General features: G+C 63.0%; 14 protein-coding genes. 3 read left to right on the top strand and 11 right to left on the bottom strand.

Annotated elements, in window-relative coordinates:
• Positions 1-350: 350 nt before the first annotated feature.
• From IVA91_RS08190 to lepA, 4 genes are all read right to left on the bottom strand, one after another.
• Entirely contained in the window at positions 351-1,292 is a 942-nt protein-coding gene (locus tag IVA91_RS08190; RefSeq protein ID WP_247276392.1) for a complex I NDUFA9 subunit family protein, read from the bottom strand.
• A gap of 71 nt (positions 1,293-1,363) precedes the next feature.
• Positions 1,364-1,597: a hypothetical protein gene (locus tag IVA91_RS08185; RefSeq protein WP_247276393.1), complete on the bottom strand. Its 234-nt coding sequence runs from the start codon at positions 1,595-1,597 to the stop codon at positions 1,364-1,366.
• Between the two features lie 10 nt (positions 1,598-1,607).
• A complete protein-coding gene (locus tag IVA91_RS08180) occupies positions 1,608-1,910 on the bottom strand; it encodes a plasmid stabilization protein (protein WP_247276446.1) in 303 nt (100 codons plus the stop codon).
• A 579-nt stretch (positions 1,911-2,489) separates the two neighbouring features.
• On the bottom strand, positions 2,490-4,301 hold the full coding sequence (lepA, locus tag IVA91_RS08175; protein WP_247276394.1) for a translation elongation factor 4: 1,812 nt from the start codon (positions 4,299-4,301) through the stop codon (positions 2,490-2,492).
• Positions 4,302-4,415: 114 nt separating this feature from the next.
• Here lepA and IVA91_RS08170 point away from each other — a divergent pair, with 114 nt between their 5' ends.
• A complete protein-coding gene (locus IVA91_RS08170; protein WP_247276395.1) occupies positions 4,416-6,041 on the top strand; it encodes a glycosyltransferase family 39 protein in 1,626 nt (541 codons plus the stop codon).
• 118 nt (positions 6,042-6,159) lie between these two features.
• On the opposite strand, the gene IVA91_RS08165 is transcribed toward IVA91_RS08170, so the two are convergent.
• The 5 genes from IVA91_RS08165 to IVA91_RS08145 all read right to left on the bottom strand — a co-directional run bounded on the left by IVA91_RS08165 (position 6,160) and on the right by IVA91_RS08145 (position 10,144).
• A complete protein-coding gene (locus IVA91_RS08165) occupies positions 6,160-6,477 on the bottom strand; it encodes an HPr family phosphocarrier protein (RefSeq protein ID WP_247276396.1) in 318 nt (105 codons plus the stop codon).
• Positions 6,474-6,875 (bottom strand): PTS sugar transporter subunit IIA, encoded by a 402-nt coding sequence (locus IVA91_RS08160; RefSeq protein ID WP_007597752.1) that lies wholly within the window; start codon positions 6,873-6,875, stop codon positions 6,474-6,476. Before IVA91_RS08160 ends, IVA91_RS08165 begins: the two co-directional genes overlap by 4 nt.
• A 133-nt stretch (positions 6,876-7,008) precedes the next feature.
• Positions 7,009-7,533, bottom strand: coding sequence for an HPr kinase/phosphatase C-terminal domain-containing protein (locus tag IVA91_RS08155; protein ID WP_247276397.1), 525 nt, complete (start codon positions 7,531-7,533; stop codon positions 7,009-7,011).
• Positions 7,530-9,326: a sensor histidine kinase gene (locus IVA91_RS08150; protein WP_247276398.1), complete on the bottom strand. Its 1,797-nt coding sequence runs from the start codon at positions 9,324-9,326 to the stop codon at positions 7,530-7,532. The genes IVA91_RS08155 and IVA91_RS08150 overlap by 4 nt, the downstream gene beginning before the upstream one ends.
• A gap of 116 nt (positions 9,327-9,442) precedes the next feature.
• Positions 9,443-10,144 (bottom strand): response regulator transcription factor, encoded by a 702-nt coding sequence (locus IVA91_RS08145; protein ID WP_008542552.1) that lies wholly within the window; start codon positions 10,142-10,144, stop codon positions 9,443-9,445.
• 241 nt (positions 10,145-10,385) lie between these two features.
• On the opposite strand from IVA91_RS08145, the gene IVA91_RS08140 reads away from it, so the two are divergent.
• Both IVA91_RS08140 and IVA91_RS08130 read left to right on the top strand, forming a co-directional pair.
• On the top strand, positions 10,386-11,135 hold the full coding sequence (locus IVA91_RS08140; RefSeq protein WP_247276399.1) for a DUF2470 domain-containing protein: 750 nt from the start codon (positions 10,386-10,388) through the stop codon (positions 11,133-11,135).
• 1,200 nt (positions 11,136-12,335) lie between these two features.
• Complete coding sequence (locus tag IVA91_RS08130) at positions 12,336-13,952, top strand: phosphoenolpyruvate carboxykinase (RefSeq protein WP_247276400.1); 1,617 nt, start codon at positions 12,336-12,338, stop codon at positions 13,950-13,952.
• Positions 13,953-14,116: 164 nt separating this feature from the next.
• Here IVA91_RS08130 and IVA91_RS08125 read toward each other — a convergent pair whose 3' ends face one another.
• A complete protein-coding gene (locus IVA91_RS08125) occupies positions 14,117-14,932 on the bottom strand; it encodes a thioesterase family protein (protein WP_247276401.1) in 816 nt (271 codons plus the stop codon).
• Between the two features lie 220 nt (positions 14,933-15,152).
• Positions 15,153-17,669 carry a glycogen/starch/alpha-glucan phosphorylase gene (locus IVA91_RS08120; RefSeq protein ID WP_247276402.1) on the bottom strand — a complete coding sequence of 839 codons (2,517 nt, stop codon included), beginning with the start codon at positions 17,667-17,669 and terminating at the stop codon, positions 15,153-15,155.
• Between the last annotated feature and the right edge of the window lie 191 nt (positions 17,670-17,860).

Below are 17,860 nucleotides of genomic sequence, written 5' to 3'. Positions count from 1 at the left end.
GCGCCGGAACCAAGGCCGGAACCAAGGAGAGAGTTTACCGGTTCCGATCACCCGCAAAGTGAAACGAAATCATACGCATGCGTTGTTCAGTATGGTTCGTGAAGGTCCAGCGCGGACGCCTCCTCCTCACAAGGAGCCTTATCCGACGGAGCGAGCGAGGGGCGGAGAGATCATTCTCCGGACATCGGCAAGGAGAGCAATCTTCCTGACCGGGCTGCTCGGGGCCGTCGTGCTCGCGGTGCTGATCCTGGTTATTGCGCACTTATCGCGCTGGGTTTTGAGGTTGTTGAAGAAGCCATCAGTGGACCGCGATCCATACTCCTGGCTGCCATCATCAAATGGCATCAGGTTCAAAAGTTGGTTCGCCCGATACTTTCCCGTAACATTGTCGGTACAACTTGTTCGACTGATTGCGGCGGGATTCCAAGCTCGGAAAATCCTGGCATTCCCACCGACGCTATGTTGTCGAGCTTCATCAACTCCACCTGATTCCGGGTGATGGGTGGCCTTGGAAGCAGCTCCGAAATCCATCCCGCTGCATGCCAAGCAGCAAACGGCACTGGAACGAGCATGGGGCTGCGGCCGGCTGCGTGCGCAACCTTTTTGAGAAGCTCTTCGTATGTGTAGATGCGAGGACCAGCGCATTCATATGTGATTGCGCTTGTTTCGGCTCTCAGAAGCGCTCTTGTGATCGCGTCGGCCACATCGTCAACATAGGCCGGCTGCAATCGTGTCAACCCGCGGCCGAACATCGGATAGATCGGATATCGGCGGAGTAGCTTGAGGATGACGGTGAGAAACGCGTCATCCGGGCCGAACATTACCGCCGGGCGAACCAGCGTAGCCTGAGAAAATACTGCGCGGACCGCGAGTTCGCCTTCGCCACGCTTGCGAATATAGAGGGACGGCGAAGTGGCGTCAGAGCCGATTCCGGAAACGTGGATGAGCCGCTTGACGCCAGCTCGACGTGCCTGGGCCGCCAGTCGCCGGGCTGATTCCACATGTACGGAATGAAAAGTCTCCTGTCCGTGTTCGACATAGAGGCTGACCGTGTTGATGGCGCCGTATGCGCCATCAACAGCAGCGGCTATCGAACCCTCGTCGCGTAGATCGACGTTCACAGATTGGAGGCGTGGGTCGTCGTGACCAAAAAGCTGTCTGCCCCGTTCGGGATGTCTTGATGCAATCCGAACGAAAAACTCAGGTGCCCGGAGCAGGTGTTGAACAACGCGGCGGCCGAGAAACCCCGTTCCACCGAACACCGTAACAAGGCGATTATGTGCGGGCGCCATGGCGCAACTCGTACTGAGATCGTCTCAAGCAAGGCATGGCCAGCGGAGACCGCAGGCTCGTCGGTCGTCCATTACACACGATCGCGGAGGTCGGTCACGCCTTCCTTCTGGGCGCAGTGGTCGCAGCAATAGTAGGTGCCGCTCTTTTCCAGGCCGTGCCCCACGATGCGCGTTCCGCAATGCTTGCACGTTGGCGCCAAGGCATGAATTGCGCACTCGAAGCTGTCGAACGTGTGCGCCTGGCCGTTCATCACCACCTGAAAAGCCTTGTCATAATCATTGCCGCAGGTTTCGCATGTCGACATTGTGCCTCCTTCACGCCGCGCGGCGTTTGCGAGTTTGAGCAGCCTTCTTGGCTGACCTGGTACGTTCATCGGCCGGTCGGCTGGCTGGTGCTTTTCCGCCAAGTCTGCCGCCCTTGCGTGACGGCGAGGTGTCTGCTTCGGTCCCTCTGCCGGACCCGCTCTTCTTGCCGCCATGGATTTCTTTGTTGACGGTCGCCCAGGCCCGCCGTTCAGCTTCAGTGTCGGGTACACCTCGGGATTCGTAGCCTTCCTCGATGTGTTCGGCCTGTCGCTTCTGCTTATCGATGTAGCTGCGTTTGTCTCCGCGTGGCATCACGGCCTCCCTCTTCAGGTACGCCTCCCTCGCGCCACGAACGGCGAAGTTCACTAATTGTTCCTATTCGACCTGACTTACCGCAGACCGTGTAGGAGCCGGTGTGCACCGCCCGCTGAGACACTCAGTTAGCATCCAGGGCGTAGAGAGGCGGGATCAAGTTGATTGGTCGAACCGTCAACTTGCGCCATGCCTTTCGGAAGTCCGAGGATGTTCGCGGGTCTTTGCCAATGCAGTTTGCCGACCGCGGCGAATTGTTTCGCCGGCATTCCCGCAGGGGGCCCGGAAGCCGACGGAAAGCCATCACCGCTGTGGCGTTCGGATCCCGAGATCGAAGGCTAATCGGTCGGCGTCGAGATGTTGCGTGCTGATGGGCGCCGGCCTCACGCCCGTTGCGATGATGCCATCATGCCCCTGTTTTGCCCGACGGGTCAAATGGATTTCGTAAAATCGAAAAACGCAATACAAACAAGACTCCGGCTACTGTGCATGGGGTTGTTTTTCGATATTTTGTTCTTCGGGTCCCAAACGTCCCGGACCGGCCAATCTCGTCACGCTTGAAACAGGCCTAAGCCCCGCTCAGCTATCCACCTTCAGCGCGGCAATGAAAGCTTCCTGCGGGATGTCGACCTTGCCGAACTGCCGCATCTTCTTCTTGCCTTCCTTCTGCTTCTCAAGAAGCTTGCGCTTACGCGTGATGTCGCCGCCGTAGCATTTTGCGGTGACGTCCTTGCGCAGGGCGCGCACCGTCTCGCGCGCGATCACCTTGCCGCCGATCGCGGCCTGGATCGGGATCTGGAACATGTGCGGCGGGATCAGCTCCTTCATCTTCTCGACCATGGCGCGGCCGCGCCCTTCCGCGCGGGTGCGATGCACCAGCATCGAGAGCGCGTCGACCGGCTCGGCATTGACCAGGATCTGCATCTTGACGAGGTCGGCCGGCTTGTAATCGGTGAGGTGATAGTCGAACGAGGCGTAGCCCTTGGAGACCGACTTCAGGCGGTCGTAGAAATCGAACACGACCTCGTTGAGCGGCAGGTCGTACTTCACCATCGCGCGGGAGCCGACATAGGTGAGCTCCTTCTGCGCGCCGCGGCGGTCCTGGCACAGCTTCAGCACGCTGCCGAGATATTCGTCGGGCGTGAGGATCGTCGCCTCGATCCAGGGCTCGTCGATCTCGGCGATCTTGACCACGTCGGGCATGTCGACGGGATTGTGGATCTCGATCTCCTGGCCGTCGGTGAGCTTCATCTTGTAGATGACGCTCGGCGCGGTCGCGATCAAATTGAGATCGAACTCACGCGACAGCCGCTCCTGGATGATCTCGAGGTGCAGCAGCCCGAGGAAGCCGCAGCGGAAGCCGAAGCCGAGTGCAGCCGAGGTCTCCATCTCGAAGGAGAAGCTGGCATCGTTCAGCCGCAGCTTGCCCATGGCCCCGCGCAGCGTTTCGAAGTCGTCGGCATCGACAGGGAACAGGCCGCAGAACACCACCGGGATCGCCGGCTTGAAGCCGGGCAGCATCTCCGTCACCGGCTTCCGATCGTCGGTAATGGTATCGCCGACGCGGGTGTCGGCCACTTCCTTGATCGCGGCGGTGATGAAGCCGATCTCGCCGGGACCGAGCTCGTCGACCTGCTGCATCTTCGGCGTGAAGAAGCCGACGCGCTCGACGTCGTAGGCAGCACCGGTGCCCATCATGCGCACGCGGCTGCCCTTCTTCATGACGCCGTCGACGACGCGGATCAGCACGACGACACCGAGATAGACGTCATACCAGCTGTCGACCAGCAGCGCCTTCAAGGTCGCCTCGCGATCGCCCTTCGGCGGCGGCAGGCGGGTGACGATCGCTTCCAGCACATCGGGGACGCCTAAGCCGGTCTTGGCCGAGATCATCACCGCGTCGGAGGCGTCGATGCCGATGACGTCCTCGATCTGCTGCTTGATCTTCTCGGGCTCGGCGGCGGGAAGGTCGACCTTGTTCAGGACCGGGACGATCTCGTGGTTGTTGTCGAGCGCTTGGTACACGTTGGCGAGCGTCTGCGCTTCGACGCCCTGGCTCGCGTCGACCACCAGCAGGGAACCCTCGCAGGCCGCCAGCGACCGCGAGACCTCGTAGGCGAAGTCGACATGGCCGGGCGTGTCCATCAGGTTGAAGATGTAATCCTTGCCGTCCTTGGCGCGGTATTGGAGCCGCACCGTCTGCGCCTTGATGGTGATGCCGCGCTCGCGCTCGATGTCCATGGAATCGAGCACCTGCTCCTTGCCCGCCATCTCGCGGTCGGACAGGCCGCCGGTCATCTGGATCAGGCGGTCGGCCAGCGTCGATTTGCCATGGTCGATATGGGCGACGATGGAGAAATTGCGGATGTTGGAAATGGGGACGGTCGTCATGGGCGCGGGATACCACTCACATCCCTGTGCGGCAACCATATTGCTGTATTTTCAGGGCCTTTGTTCACGCCAAGCTGATTCCACGATCGCCCAAAACACGCTAGGCAACCGCTCATGTCGACGACTTCGATCCCCTCTGCCAAAGCGCGCGCGAAGACCCGAGTGAGCTATGCCCGCTTCCGGGCCTGGTTGGTTGCCTGCGCGATCCGCCCCGAGGCCCGCCTCTGGTTGGTGATCCAGCTCGCCATCCTGCATGCAGTGCTCTGGACCTTCATCCTGATCAATCTCAAGGCGGCGCAGGACGTTCACATGGACGTCGCAGAAGCTTATGCTTGGGGCCAAAAATTCCTGTGGGGTTACGGCAAGCATCCGCCACTGTCGGGCTGGGTCGCCGGCCTCTGGTTCAAGCTGTTTCCGGCGGCGGATTGGGCTACCTATGCGCTTGCGATGGCGACCGTCAGTATCGGCATGGTGGTCTGCTGGATGGTTGCCTTGCGCGTGGTCGACGCGCGGCGCGCGTTCCTGGTCGTGGTGATGATCGCTCTCTATCCGATCTTCAATTTCAAAGGCTTCAAGTACAATCCGGATCTGCTCCAGCTCGTCACGCTGCCGCTGCTCGTGCTCGCTTACCTCAACGCCTTCGCGAAGCGGAGCTGGCAATCCGGAATCCTTCTCGGGCTTGCCGGCGCGCTGGCGCTGATGACCAAATATTGGGTGCTGACCATGATCGGCGCCATCGGCCTTGCCGCGCTGATCCATCCCGAGCGGCTGCGCTTCCTGTCGTCGCCGGCGCCATGGGTCGCGATCGCGACGATGGCGGTGGCGATGATCCCGCACTTCGTTTGGCTGGCGAATGCGCATTTCGTGCCGCTGACCTATGCCGGCGACACCTACAGCCTCCAGGACTCGAGCCAGGTGCATCAGCTCGTCGCGGGCTACGTCTTGCATAATTTGGCGCTGCTGGCCCTGCCGGTCGCGCTGGCCGCCCTCGCCATGGCGCTGGCGCCGCCGTGGCTCACGCTGCTGGTGCGGGCGCCGTCGCGCATCGTCACGCGGGCCTGGGCGCGCGGGGTCAATCCGGGCGTCAACCTCTCGCAGGCGCTGAACATCTGGATCATCCAGATCATCGTGGCGTTCGGTCCGCCGCTCGGCGCGCTGGCCTTCAGCATCTACATGAAGACCGATTGGGGCATCTCGCTGTTCTTCCTGGTGCCCTTGGCGCTGGTCGCGATCCCCGCATTGCGGGTGCAGAGCTCTGTGCTGTTCAACATCGCCGCGATCTGGCTCGTGCTCAGCGCAGCCACGCTCGCTGCCTCGCCGTGGATCGCCGCGCGCGAGATGGCGGCCAATGCCGGCAATACCGCAACCTATGGCGCGCGTTCGGAGCTCGCGCGCGAGCTGACGCAGGCCTGGCACGCGCGCTTTGCCTCGCGCTGGGCGGTCGTTGCCGGGACGATGGAGACGATTCAGCCGATGGTGTTCTACAGCCCCGATCACCCCAGCCCGTTCACGCCGAACGAAGCCTGGGCGTCCGGGCTGACCTCGCTCGACGATGTCAAGACATACGGCTTCATCGGCGTGTTCGATCCGACCGACGAACGCCTGCCCGCGTTCGAGAAATGGATGTCGGGGATCGCGCCGAATGCCGAGCGCATGGTGATGACGACGCGCCGCTTCACCCACGGCAAGGCCGGCCCGGCGATGAGCTGGAATATCTACATCGCCCCGCCGGCGAAGTGATCGGGATATCGTAGGGTGACAAAGCGAAGCGTGCCCACCAATTTCAGCACACGATGAGAGAGATGGTGGGCACGGCGCGTCGCGCCTTTTGCCCACCCTACGGCGTCGAGCGCTTGGCTCAAATCCCTTCCTCGTTGAACTTGCTCTCGACCAGTTCGGTGATCGCCGCGAGCGCCGCTTCGGCTTCCTCGCCGGCCGCGGCGACCGTGATGGTCGTGCCGGGACCCGCGGCAAGCATCATCAGGCCCATGATCGAAGTGCCGCCGACGGTCTCACCGCCGCGCGTCACCCACACTTGCGCGTTGAAGCGCTCGACCGCCTGGACGAATTTCGCCGAGGCGCGGGCGTGCAGACCGCGCTTGTTGATGATCAGGAGCTCCTTGGAGATCGCGCCTGCGGGCACGCCCGCTGCGGCTTGCGGCGCGTCGTCGCTCATTTGCCGGCGAGCACGCGGCTGGCAATGGTGACGTATTTGCGGCCCGCTTCCTGGGCCATCGCGATCGCGTCGGGCAGCGGACGCTCCTCGCGCACCTTAGCGAGCTTCACCAGCATGGGTAAGTTGATGCCCGCGAGCACTTCGACCTTCGGCCGGCTCATGCAGGATATTGCGAGGTTCGACGGCGTGCCGCCGAACATGTCGGTGAGGATCGCAACGCCGTCGCCGGAATCGACGCGGTTAACCGCCTCGATAATGTCGCTTCGGCAGAGATCGGAATCATCTTCGGCACCGATCGTGATCGCTTCGATTTGCTTTTGTGGGCCCATGACATGCTCAAGCGCTGCCTTGAATTCGTCGGCAAGGCGCCCGTGGGTCACAAGTACTAGACCAATCATCGGAAAACTCCTCGCGGGCGCTTTTGGTGCACCGCACGAACGCGCCACTTTGACCATCCAGAGCCCCCGCGCAAGAGGGGATGTTGCGTATCTCCCTGAACCTAGACGGATGGATGAGGGAAGCTGCGCCGGTCTACTCGGTCGCGATAGTGGGGTTCATATGGTTACCATTTCCCTTCAAACAATCGCCTGAGGGGTTAACGGAAGATGAACTCTTGGTAGTGGTCAAGGCCGCGACAACCAGCGGGAGGGGCGAATAGCCGCGCTCGACCGGGATGCGCGGTATTTCGACACCAGAAATGCTGGCTTTCAGCGATTCTGTCGCAGGCAGACGCTCGGCATCGGCTGCGTCCAGATCGACCACGAGGCCGACGATCGCATGCTCCACGAAGTCGCAGCGGCGAATTCCCAAGCCCCGGATCTCGATCAGGCCAGCCAAGACCGGAGCGGGGCGGACTTCAATTTCATGGCCGACTGTCGCCAGATGGACACGGTCATCTCCGACCAGAACGGCCCTTTCGATCAGGCCTGACCGGCCCGCCATGATCAAATCGAAGGCAAGGCGCGACTTGCCGGAACCGGAGGGACCGCGGATCAGCACGGCAAAAGTCCCGACCTTGACGGCGGAGGCGTGCACGCTGGGGCCGCCGTCGCTCATAGCGCCGGCAGCCTCACCACGAAGCGCGCGCCGGCGACGGTCGGCGCGCCTTCGGCATCCAGCGGGCCTGCGCGGTTCTCGGCCCAGATCCGCCCGCCATGGGCATCGACGATCTGCTTGGAAATCGACAACCCGAGGCCGGAGTTCTGGCCAAAGCCCTGGTGCGGACGATCGGTATAGAAGCGCTCGAAGATGCGCTCCAGCGCGTCGTCGCGGATGCCGGGCCCGTCGTCGTCGATCACGATCTCGATCTCTCCGCGCACGCGGCGGCAGGTGAGGCGCACCTTGCTGCCGGCTTCCGAGAAGGATTGCGCGTTGGACAACAGGTTGGAGACCACTTGTCCGAGCCGCGAATCGTGGCCGGTCACGGAGAACGTGTCGGTCGGGCCGCGGCCCTCGAAGCGGGTCTCGACCGCGACGTCGTGGCCGAGCTTGGTCTCGTTGGCGACCGACACCAGTGTCGTCAGCAGGCGACGCACGTCAACCGGGATCGCATCCTGACGCTGCAATTCGGCATCGAGGCGGCTGGCGTCGGAGATATCCGAGATCAGACGGTCGAGCCGCTTGACGTCGTGCTCGATCACCTCGAGCAGGCGTGCGCGGCTGGTCTCGTTGCGCGCCAGCGGCAGCGTCTCGACCGCCGAGCGCAGCGAGGTCAGCGGGTTCTTCAGCTCATGGGCGACATCGGCGGCGAACATCTCGATCGCCTCGATGCGGCTGTAGAGCGCGCTGGTCATGTCCCGCAGCGCGCCCGAGAGGTGGCCGATCTCGTCGCGGCGGCGGGTGAAATCGGGAATCTCGATGCGGGCTTTGATACGGCGGCGGACGCGCTCGGCGCTGTCGGCGAGCCGGCGCACCGGACCTGCGATCGTGCTGGCAAGCAGCAGCGACAGCATGATCATGACCGCTGCGGCAACGCCGCCGACCTTCAAAATGGCGAGGCGCTCGGCAGTGACCATCTGGTCGATGTCGTCGCCCTGGGTCGACAGCATCAAAGCGCCGTGGATTGCGCGCGAGCGCAGCACGGGGACCGCGACCGAGACGATCACCTCGCCGCGTGCGTTGACCCGCACCATCGAGCGCTTCTGGCCTTGGAGCGCATCGCCCACCTCCGCGTAGCCATTGCCATTCTCGGGCCCGAGCTCACGGTAGAGCGGCAGGTCGCCGCGGTTCAGCCAGGTTCGCACCGCGACCATGCCGCGCTCGACGATGCCGGGCTTCTCGGCCGGTGGCGGCAGGTTGTAGCGCAGCACGTTTTCGAGGTTGCGGCTGTCGACCAGCAGGCTGCCGTTCGGATCGTAAATGCGCGCGCGCGTCTTGGTCGGCGAGATCAGCGTGCGCAGCACCGGCGCCACGCGCTCCGGATTGATCGGGAAATCCAGCGGCGAATATTCGTCCGAGCCGCCATAGGTCTCGCCCGGCTTGAGATCGAGCAACCGGTCGGGGTCGATGGTGATGGCGTTGGTCTGCACGGTCGCAGAGGCCGCGATCGCGCCGGCGATGATCTCGGCCTGGACCAGCAGGCTCTGCGCGCGCGCGTCGATCAGGCCGGCCCGGAATTGCGACAGATACAGGATGCTGGCGACCAGCGCGACCAGGCCGGCGAGGTTGAGCGAGACGATGCGGCGCGTCAGGCTCGAGAAGGACAGCGCGAAGAAGAACTGACCGGCGCGCTTCAGCCAGTTCAGCGGCCGCCAGCCCTGCGGCTTGTCTTCGCCAACGTGCTCCGGAACGCCGTCGGATGCGATATCCTCGGCGCTCTGGTTTGGATCAGGCTGCGTTCGGTCAAGCAATGCTTACGCCCGCGTTAGGACAGCTCGTTGAGAAGGTCCCCGCATCCTAGAGCCATCCCGGTTCCGATGGAATCAGAACCAGCGATGCTCTCCTCTTTCGTGAAACTGCGCGAGTCTCAGGCTTCCTTGAAGCGGTAGCCGACGCCGTAGAGCGTTTCGATCATCTCGAACTCGTTGTCGACCACCTTGAATTTCTTGCGCAGCCGCTTGATGTGGCTGTCGATGGTGCGGTCGTCGACATAGACCTGGTCGTCATAGGCGGCATCCATCAGCGCGTTGCGGCTCTTCACCACGCCGGGCCGGGTCGCCAATGCCTGGAGGATCAGGAATTCGGTGACGGTCAGCGTCACCGGCTCGTTTTTCCAGGTGCAGGTATGCCGTTCCGGATCCATGCGCAAAAGGCCGCGATCGAGCGCCTTGGCGTCGTTCTCCTTGGGCGCGACGGTCGGGTCCTTCGGCGCCGAGCGGCGCAGGACCGCCTTGACGCGCTCGACCAAAAGGCGCTGCGAGAACGGTTTGCGGATGAAGTCGTCGGCGCCCATCTTGAGGCCGAACAGCTCGTCGATCTCCTCGTCCTTGGACGTCAGGAAGATCACCGGCAGGTCGGACTTCTGCCTGAGACGGCGCAACGTCTCCATGCCGTCCATGCGCGGCATCTTGATATCGAGGATGGCGAGATCGGGCTGGGTGGTGCGGAAACCGTCAAGTGCGGAAGCGCCGTCGGTGTAGGTCATGATGCGGTAGCCTTCGGCTTCCAGCGCGATCGAGACGGATGTGAGAATGTTGCGGTCGTCGTCGACCAAAGCGATTGTGGGCATGAGCCTCTGCTTTCTGCTTTCCGTTTTGGGTCGTGGCTTGAAACGGCGAGCAATCAGTGATGCGCCGCATACATGGGTGCCGAAGTCGGCATTCGAACCTTGTCACCGAGCAATGCAAGCTGGGCTGAAGTGTGACCAAGTTCCACGAAACGCGGCAGATTCGCCGCATCTCGACCCATAACCTGGCCCCCGTTTACCCGAGAAAAGGCCTCTATTGCAACCACCCGACCCGAGAAAGCCGATGCAACCGACCCCGGATTTCGATCCCGCAAAACTCGCCAAATCGCTGCTGCGACGGTCGCGGCAGGGGGCGCTGGCGACCCTGATGGCCGGCAGCGGCGATCCCTATTGTTCCCTGGTCAATCTGGCGAGCCACCCCGATGGCTCACCGATCCTGCTGATCTCGCGCCTCGCCGTGCACACCAGGAACATCCTGGCGGACAGCAGGGTCTCGCTGATGTTGGACGAGCGCGCGGCCGGCGATCCCCTAGAGGGGGCCCGGATTATGCTGTCCGGCCGGGCCGAGCAGGCTGACGCCGACAAGGACTTGCTTCTGCGGCGGTATCTCAATGCCCATCCGTCGGCGGAAGGCTTTGTTTCGTTTAAGGATTTCTCCTTCTTTCGGATCCCGCCCACGGGAGCCCATCTGGTCGCCGGCTTCGGCCGGATCGTCGACCTCAAGCCGGAGCAGTTCCTCACGGACCTCACCGGCGCCGAGGATCTGCTGGCGGCGGAACAGGGCGCCGTCGAGCACATGAATGCCGACCATCGCGACGCCATGAACCTCTATGCCACGAGGCTGCTCGGCGCGGCCGAGGGCGGCTGGCGCTGCACCGGCTGCGATCCGGAGGGCCTCGACATGCAAATGGATCAGACCGCGCTGCGGCTGGAGTTCCCGGAGCGGGTGACGGATGGCACGGCACTGCGCAAGATGCTGGTCCGCCTCGCCGGTGACGCGCGCAAGAAGCTGGACCAAGGCGCAACACGTTGATCGTCGCGGCTCATCGCTGCGATCCAAGACCGTAATCGGTCCGACGGTGCAGCGAGAGTGGTGATGGCAAGATGAAATCGGCCGGCGCTGATCGCAGGGGCTCGCGCTCGCGGCGACCGCATTGCTCGCCACGCCAGAAAGGAAGTCTTGCCGCGGCGGGCGCGTGATCAACCCGCTCATGGGGGCCTGCAAGTATTCGGAAGCGCGCTTCCGCTCGCGCAGGCGATGGTTGCGACCCTGGAGAAAAGCGATATCGGCCGCGAACTCGCCGCGACGCTCAAGATGCTGTTGTCCGCGGTCACGCGCGGCTGGCAAAGGCGCTGTGGCAATTGCCGAATACCGCCGAGTTGAACGCGGTGGCGAGCGATGTCGGCAAGGGATGCCGACATCCATCTCGGTTGCGACGCCGGCGAAACGACGCTCAAGCGTGCAGCGCTTGCTCAATATGGCATCATCAACTTTGCCACCCACGGCCTCTTCGCGGCGACATCAAAGGACTCGGTGAGCCCTCGCTTGCACTCTCGATCCCGATCAGCCATCGGAGCTCGACGGCCTTCTCACTGCGAGCGAAGTCACCCAGCTCAAGCTCAATGCGGACCGGATTGTGCTGTCGACCTGCAACACATCGCGGGCGACAAGCCGAGGCCGTGGCCCGGTCGGGATTGGCGCGCTCGTTCTTCTATGCCGGTGCCTGCGCGCTTCTTGTGTCGCATTGAGCGGTGGATTCGGAAGCTGCCACGCGTTTGACCACGTCGACGTTCGAGCTGCCCAAGACGAACTGAAGATCGGTCGCGGCAAAGCCTTGCGCGTGCGATGCTGACTTATCTCGCCGCCGCCTCGTCTCGTCACCGCAATGCCTATCCCGCGATGTGGGAGCGGTTCGCACGCATCTGCAAAGCCGAGTTACGATGGGAAGCCAACTCGAGCATTGTGCGTCGCAATAACCGGAAGTAACGCGCAAACGCGCGTTTGGTTGCGCGATCATTCGGACTTTTTGATGCGCTTGCTCAGAGCTGACATGCGCGACGTTTGGCGCGGTCTTTGAATAAACCAAATCCTACGGGATCAGCTTGGCAACGCCAGCGTTCATCAGTATTAGGTCGTTCCAGCCGAGGCCAAACGGGCCTATTATTCACGGTGACCGCGATGGTGCCAAAGCTTGGTCGCGCTGAGTGTCGCGGGTTCTAGGAGGACTTTTTCGTGCAAGAGACGGGCGTGCGCAACGGTGCCTTCGGCGCCGACAAATTCGGTTTAAAGAATCTCAAGCAGGTTCACTGGAACCTCGGTGCGCCGCAACTCTATCAGTACTCGCTCTCCGCGGGCGAGGCGGTGCTGTCAGCGGACGGTGCACTCTGCGCCGATACTGGCGAGTTCACCGGCCGCAGCCCGAAGGACAAGTTCACGGTGCGTGACGCCACCACCGACAAGAAGATGTGGTGGGCCGGCAACCAGTCGATCACCGCAGAGCAGTTCGAGACGCTCTACCAGGATTTCCTCAAGCACGCCGAAGGCAAGAGGCTGTTCGCGCAGGATCTCTATGGCGGCGCCGATCCGGCCTACCGGATCAAGACGCGCGTCTTCACTGAGCTCGCCTGGCACTCGCTGTTCATCCGCACACTTCTGATCCGCCCCGAGGCGATCGAGCTGTCGACCTTCGTGCCTGAGCTCACCATCATCGACATGCCGAGCTTCCGCGCCGATCCTAAACGTCACGGCTGCCGCTCGGAGAACGTCGTCGCAATCGATTTCGCCCGCAAGATTGTCCTGATCGGCGGGTCTTATTATGCCGGCGAGATGAAGAAGTCGGTCTTCACCACGCTGAACTACTATCTGCCCGAGCGCGGCGTGATGCCGATGCACTGCTCGGCCAATGTCGGCGCCAAGGGCGATACCGCGATCTTCTTCGGCCTGTCCGGCACTGGCAAGACGACGCTGTCGGCCGATCCCAACCGCACCCTGATCGGCGACGACGAGCACGGCTGGGGCCCGAACGGGGTGTTCAATTTCGAAGGCGGCTGCTATGCCAAGTGCATCAAGCTGTCGAAGGAAGCCGAGCCCGAGATCTACGCGGCGTCGACGCGCTTCGGCGCAGTGCTCGAGAACTGCGTGCTCGACGAGGACACCCGCATCGTCGATTTCGACGACGGCTCCAAGACCGAGAACACGCGTTCTGCATACCCGCTCGACTTCATCCCGAACGCCTCGCACACCGGCCGCGCGCCGCAGCCGAAGAATGTGGTGATGCTCGCCGCCGACGCGTTCGGCGTGCTGCCGCCGATCGCCAAGCTTTCGCCGGCGCAGGCGATGTACCACTTCCTGTCCGGCTACACTGCAAAGGTCGCCGGCACCGAGCGCGGTCTCGGCAACGAGCCGCAGCCGGAATTCTCGACCTGCTTCGGCTCGCCCTTTCTGCCGCTCGATCCATCCGTCTACGGCAACATGCTGCGCGAGCTGATTGCCCAGCACAATGTCGATTGCTGGCTGGTCAACACCGGCTGGACCGGCGGCAAATATGGCGTCGGCTCGCGCATGCCGATCAAGGTGACGCGCGCGCTGCTGACCGCCGCACTCGACGGATCGCTTCGCAACGTCGAATTCCGCACCGACAAATATTTCGGCTTTGCGGTCCCGACCGCGCTGCCGGGCGTGCCGGCCGAGATCCTCAATCCGGTCAACACCTGGAAGGACAAGGACGAGTTCGACAAGACCGCCCGCGCGCTGGTCGGCATGTTCCAGAAGAACTTCGCCAAGTTCGAAGCTCAGGTCGACGCCGAAGTGCGCGCAGCCGCGCCCGACCTGAAGCTCGCGGCGGAGTAGGGCTCGCGCCTTGTAATGCAAAGGGCGGCCGCGAGGCCGCCCTTTTTGTTTACGCGATATCTCTCCAGCGTCATTGGCAGCGCAGCGAAGCAATCCAGACTGTCTCCGCGGAGAGATTCCTGGATTGCTTCGCTGCGCTCGCAATGACGAGTTTGCGGAAGCAGCTACGCTTTGAAATACGCGATCTGCGTCGTGGTCGCGAGCAGCCGCCCGTTCGGCGACCACAGCTCGCCGTTCTGGTCGCCATAGCTCTTGTGGAAAATCTTGGCGTCAGCGGTGGCAAGCACACGCGTGATGTCTTCGGCGGCTAGCTCTTCGGCATCGGTGTGGAAATAGGTCGTCAGCGATACCGTACCGAACGGCACCAGCTCGCGCCGTGCGTGGAAGATGCGGCCGAAGAAGGCGTCCGACATCGACATCAGCGACAGCATGTCGAGCTTGCGCGGCGTGCGGTCGCTGATCCAGATTTTCGAATAGGTGCTGGCGGGCTCGGTCTGTGGCGGGCCGATCCGCATCTCGCCCTCTACGAAGCGGAATTCATACTGGTTGGCCCAGGAGGCCGAGATCTTCGGAAACGGCAGCGTCTGTTCGAACGGCTTTGCGTCCGGCACCTTCGCCACCCTATGCTCCCAGGACGGTCGCCGCTCGGCGAACACGGCGGTGGCGAGCGTTGCCACCCCGCCGCCGCCTTGGCTGAGCTCGACGCTCCAATGCTGGCTGGAGCGATTGGCCTTCACCAGCCGCAGGTCGAGATCGAACGGACCCTTGGCGATCGGCGCGCAGTAATTGACGGTGAGCGCGAGCGGATCGCCGGCGCGGTCCGGATGGTCGATCAGCGCGCGCAAAATCGTCGCGGCAGTGACGCCGCCGAACGGACCGACAAAGGCCCAATAATCGTCGCTGGTGTGCCCCTGCCAACTGGAGTCGCCGGCGCTGACGCGGGTGGCGTCATCGAAGGGGTGCGGGAGCTTGGCGTGCATTGCTGGTCCTCGGTGTCTCACCAACGTCATTGCGAGCGCAGCGAAGCAATCCAGACTATCTCTGCGGAGGGATTCTGGATTGCTTCGCTGCGCTCGCAATGACGGCGCTTGAGGTAGCGGCCTCGATATCGACGCCTTAGAGATGATGACGACCATATCATCATCCGCGGCGCCCGATGCAATAACCTCGCAGGTAACGCCGATTTCACCCCGCGGAAAATCAGCCTGCGACATCGCGCAGATTTGGCAGCAGCGGCGTGGTCGGATTGACCGGCACGTTCCAGATCTCCTCGGCATATTCGCGGATGGTACGGTCCGACGAGAACCACGCCATGCGCGCGACGTTGAGGATCGAGGCGCGCGTCCAGGCCGGTGCCACCTGCCAGCGCGCATCGACCGCGCGCTGCGCCTCATAATAGGAATCGAAATCGGCACTGACCATGTAATGGTCGAGATAGCGCAACGCGTGCGCGATGGATTCGAAACGGCCGGGATCGCCGGGCGAGAACTCGCCGGTCGCGATCGCATTGATGGCGCGCTGGAGCTTCGGCGAGTTGCGGATGACGTCGGACGCATCCAGGCCCTGCTTGCGGCGGATCATCACGTCGCCGGCCTCCAAGCCGAAGATTGCGATGTTCTCAGCTCCGACATGGTCGCGGATCTCGATATTGGCGCCGTCGAGCGTGCCGATGGTGATAGCGCCGTTCAGCGCCAGCTTCATGTTACCGGTGCCGGAGGCCTCCATGCCGGCGGTCGAGATCTGCTCGGACAGATCGGCCGCGGGAATGATCACTTCCGCGAGGCTGACATTGTAGTCGGGCAGGAAGGCGACCTTGAGCTTGCCGCTGATGGCGGGATCGTTATTGACGGCCTCTGCGACGTCGTTGATCAGCTTGATGATCAGCTTGGCATAGCGGTAGCTCGCCGCCGCCTTGCCGGCAAAGATCTTCACCCGCGGCACCCAATTGCCGTTGGGATCGTCCTTGATCGACTGGTACAGCGCGACCGTCTCGATGACATTGAGGAGCTGGCGCTTGTATTCGTGGATGCGCTTGATCTGCACGTCGAACAGCGCGCCGGGATCGACCTTGATGCCGAGCCGCTCGCCGATCAGCCGCGCCAGCGCCGCCTTGTTGGCGTGCTTGACGGCGCGGAATTTCTTCTGGAATTCGACGTCGCTGGCGCGAGCTTCGATCAGGCTGAGCTGGGTGGGATCGTCGAGCACTGCTTCGCCGCAGGTCTCGCGCAACAAATCGGTCAGCTTCGGGTTCGCCAGCATCAGCCAGCGGCGGAAGGTGATGCCGTTGGTCTTGTTGGTGATGCGGCCGGGATAGAGATGGTTGAGATCGTGGAACACGGTCTCGCGCATCAGGTCGGAATGCATCGCCGAGACGCCGTTGATGCGGTGCGAGCCGACGAAGGCGAGCTGGCCCATGCGCACGCGGCGGCCGCTCTTCTCGTCGATCAGCGAGACCGAAGCGCGGAAGTCGATGTCGCCGGGGCAGCGTGCTTCCGCGAGCGCCAGATGCTGCACGTTGATGCGGTAGATGATCTCCAGATGCCGCGGCAAGAGTCGCTCGAACAGCTCGACCGGCCAGGTCTCCAGCGCCTCGGGCAGCAGTGTATGATTGGTGTAGGAGAGCGTGGCAACGGTGATCTTCCAGGCCTCGTCCCAGCGGAAATTATGCAGGTCGACGAGGATCCGCATCAGCTCGGTGACCGCAAGGCTCGGATGCGTGTCGTTGAGCTGGACCGCGACCTTGCTGGCGAGGCTGCGGAGCTGGCCGTCGGAGGCGAGGTGCCGTTTCACCAGATCCTGGAGCGAGGCGGAGACGAAGAAATATTCCTGGCGCAGCCGCAGCTCGCGGCCCGCCGGGCTCTCATCGTTCGGATAGAGGAATTTGCAGATCGCCTCCGCGCGCGCCTGCTCGGCGCTGGCGCTGACATAGTCGCCCTTGTTGAAGGCATCGAGCCTGAGAGGATCGGGCGAGCGTGCCGACCACAGGCGGAGCGCGTTGACGTGCTGGCCGCGCCAGCCGACGATCGGCGTATCGTAGGCGATCGCCTGCACGGTCTCGCCCGGATGCCAGATGGCGCGGTCGCGGCCCTTATCGTCGACATGCTCGACGGCGCCGCCGAAATTGATGTCGTAGATCACCTCCGGCCGCTGCAATTCCCAGGGATTGCCGAAGCTCAGCCATTCGTCCGGATATTCCTGCTGCCAGCCTTGATTGATGATCTGGCGAAACAGGCCGTAATCGTAGCGGATGCCGTAGCCGATCGCAGGGATCGACAGCGTCGCCATGCTCTCCATGAAGCAAGCGGCGAGCCGACCGAGGCCGCCATTGCCGAGCGCCGCATCCGGTTCGCATTTGCGCAGCTCGGGCAAGGAGACACCAAGGTCGCCGAGCGCGACCTCGAAGATCTTCAGGAGCCCCATATTGTTGAGCGCGTCGGTGAAGAGGCGGCCGATCAGGAATTCGAGCGAGAGATAATAAACGCGCTTGCGCCCGGCGTCGTAGCTCAGCTTCTCCGCGCTCAGCCAGCGATGCACGATGCGGTCGCGCAGCGCGAGCGCTGCGGCCTGATACCAATCGTGCCGGGTCGCCATGCCTGCGTCCTTGCCGATGGCAAGGCGCAGCTTGGCCAGGATCGCGCCCTTGATCTCAGCCAGCGCGAGCTCGTCGATGGGCTGGCCGGGAGCGGGAAAATTCGGCTGGAACGATTGATCTTGCAAGGCCTTCACTTCCTGGTCGACTGAACACTCACCCTACGCGTCCTGCTTCCGTGCCGGAACCGTCACTGGTGCGGCCGTGCACTGCGCTGGCGTAAATTTATGCAAGGAACGGGCCGGCTTGGGAACCCGGACGAGCACGGAGAAAGACGGATCTGCTGTTAGAATGCAGGCCAATTCAGCCATCACTGTGG

It is taken from the genome of Bradyrhizobium sp. 153, from assembly GCF_023073835.1.
Classification (GTDB): Bacteria; Pseudomonadota; Alphaproteobacteria; order Rhizobiales; family Xanthobacteraceae; genus Bradyrhizobium.
The sequence above is the reverse complement of the archived record's forward strand: the minus strand, read 5'-3'. Positions and strand labels throughout refer to the sequence as shown.

Excerpts from the sequence above, each read along its gene's own strand:
- IVA91_RS08190 (WP_247276392.1), bottom strand. The coding sequence starts at position 1,292 with ATGGCGCCCGCACATAATCGCCTTGTTACGGTGTTCGGTGGAACGGGG.
- IVA91_RS08185 (WP_247276393.1), bottom strand. The coding sequence starts at position 1,597 with ATGTCGACATGCGAAACCTGCGGCAATGATTATGACAAGGCTTTTCAG.
- IVA91_RS08180 (WP_247276446.1), bottom strand. The coding sequence starts at position 1,910 with ATGCCACGCGGAGACAAACGCAGCTACATCGATAAGCAGAAGCGACAG.
- lepA (WP_247276394.1), bottom strand. The coding sequence starts at position 4,301 with ATGACGACCGTCCCCATTTCCAACATCCGCAATTTCTCCATCGTCGCC.
- IVA91_RS08170 (WP_247276395.1), top strand. The coding sequence starts at position 4,416 with ATGTCGACGACTTCGATCCCCTCTGCCAAAGCGCGCGCGAAGACCCGA.
- IVA91_RS08165 (WP_247276396.1), bottom strand. The coding sequence starts at position 6,477 with ATGAGCGACGACGCGCCGCAAGCCGCAGCGGGCGTGCCCGCAGGCGCG.
- IVA91_RS08160 (WP_007597752.1), bottom strand. The coding sequence starts at position 6,875 with ATGATTGGTCTAGTACTTGTGACCCACGGGCGCCTTGCCGACGAATTC.
- IVA91_RS08155 (WP_247276397.1), bottom strand. The coding sequence starts at position 7,533 with ATGAGCGACGGCGGCCCCAGCGTGCACGCCTCCGCCGTCAAGGTCGGG.
- IVA91_RS08145 (WP_008542552.1), bottom strand. The coding sequence starts at position 10,144 with ATGCCCACAATCGCTTTGGTCGACGACGACCGCAACATTCTCACATCC.
- IVA91_RS08140 (WP_247276399.1), top strand. The coding sequence starts at position 10,386 with ATGCAACCGACCCCGGATTTCGATCCCGCAAAACTCGCCAAATCGCTG.
- IVA91_RS08125 (WP_247276401.1), bottom strand. The coding sequence starts at position 14,932 with ATGCACGCCAAGCTCCCGCACCCCTTCGATGACGCCACCCGCGTCAGC.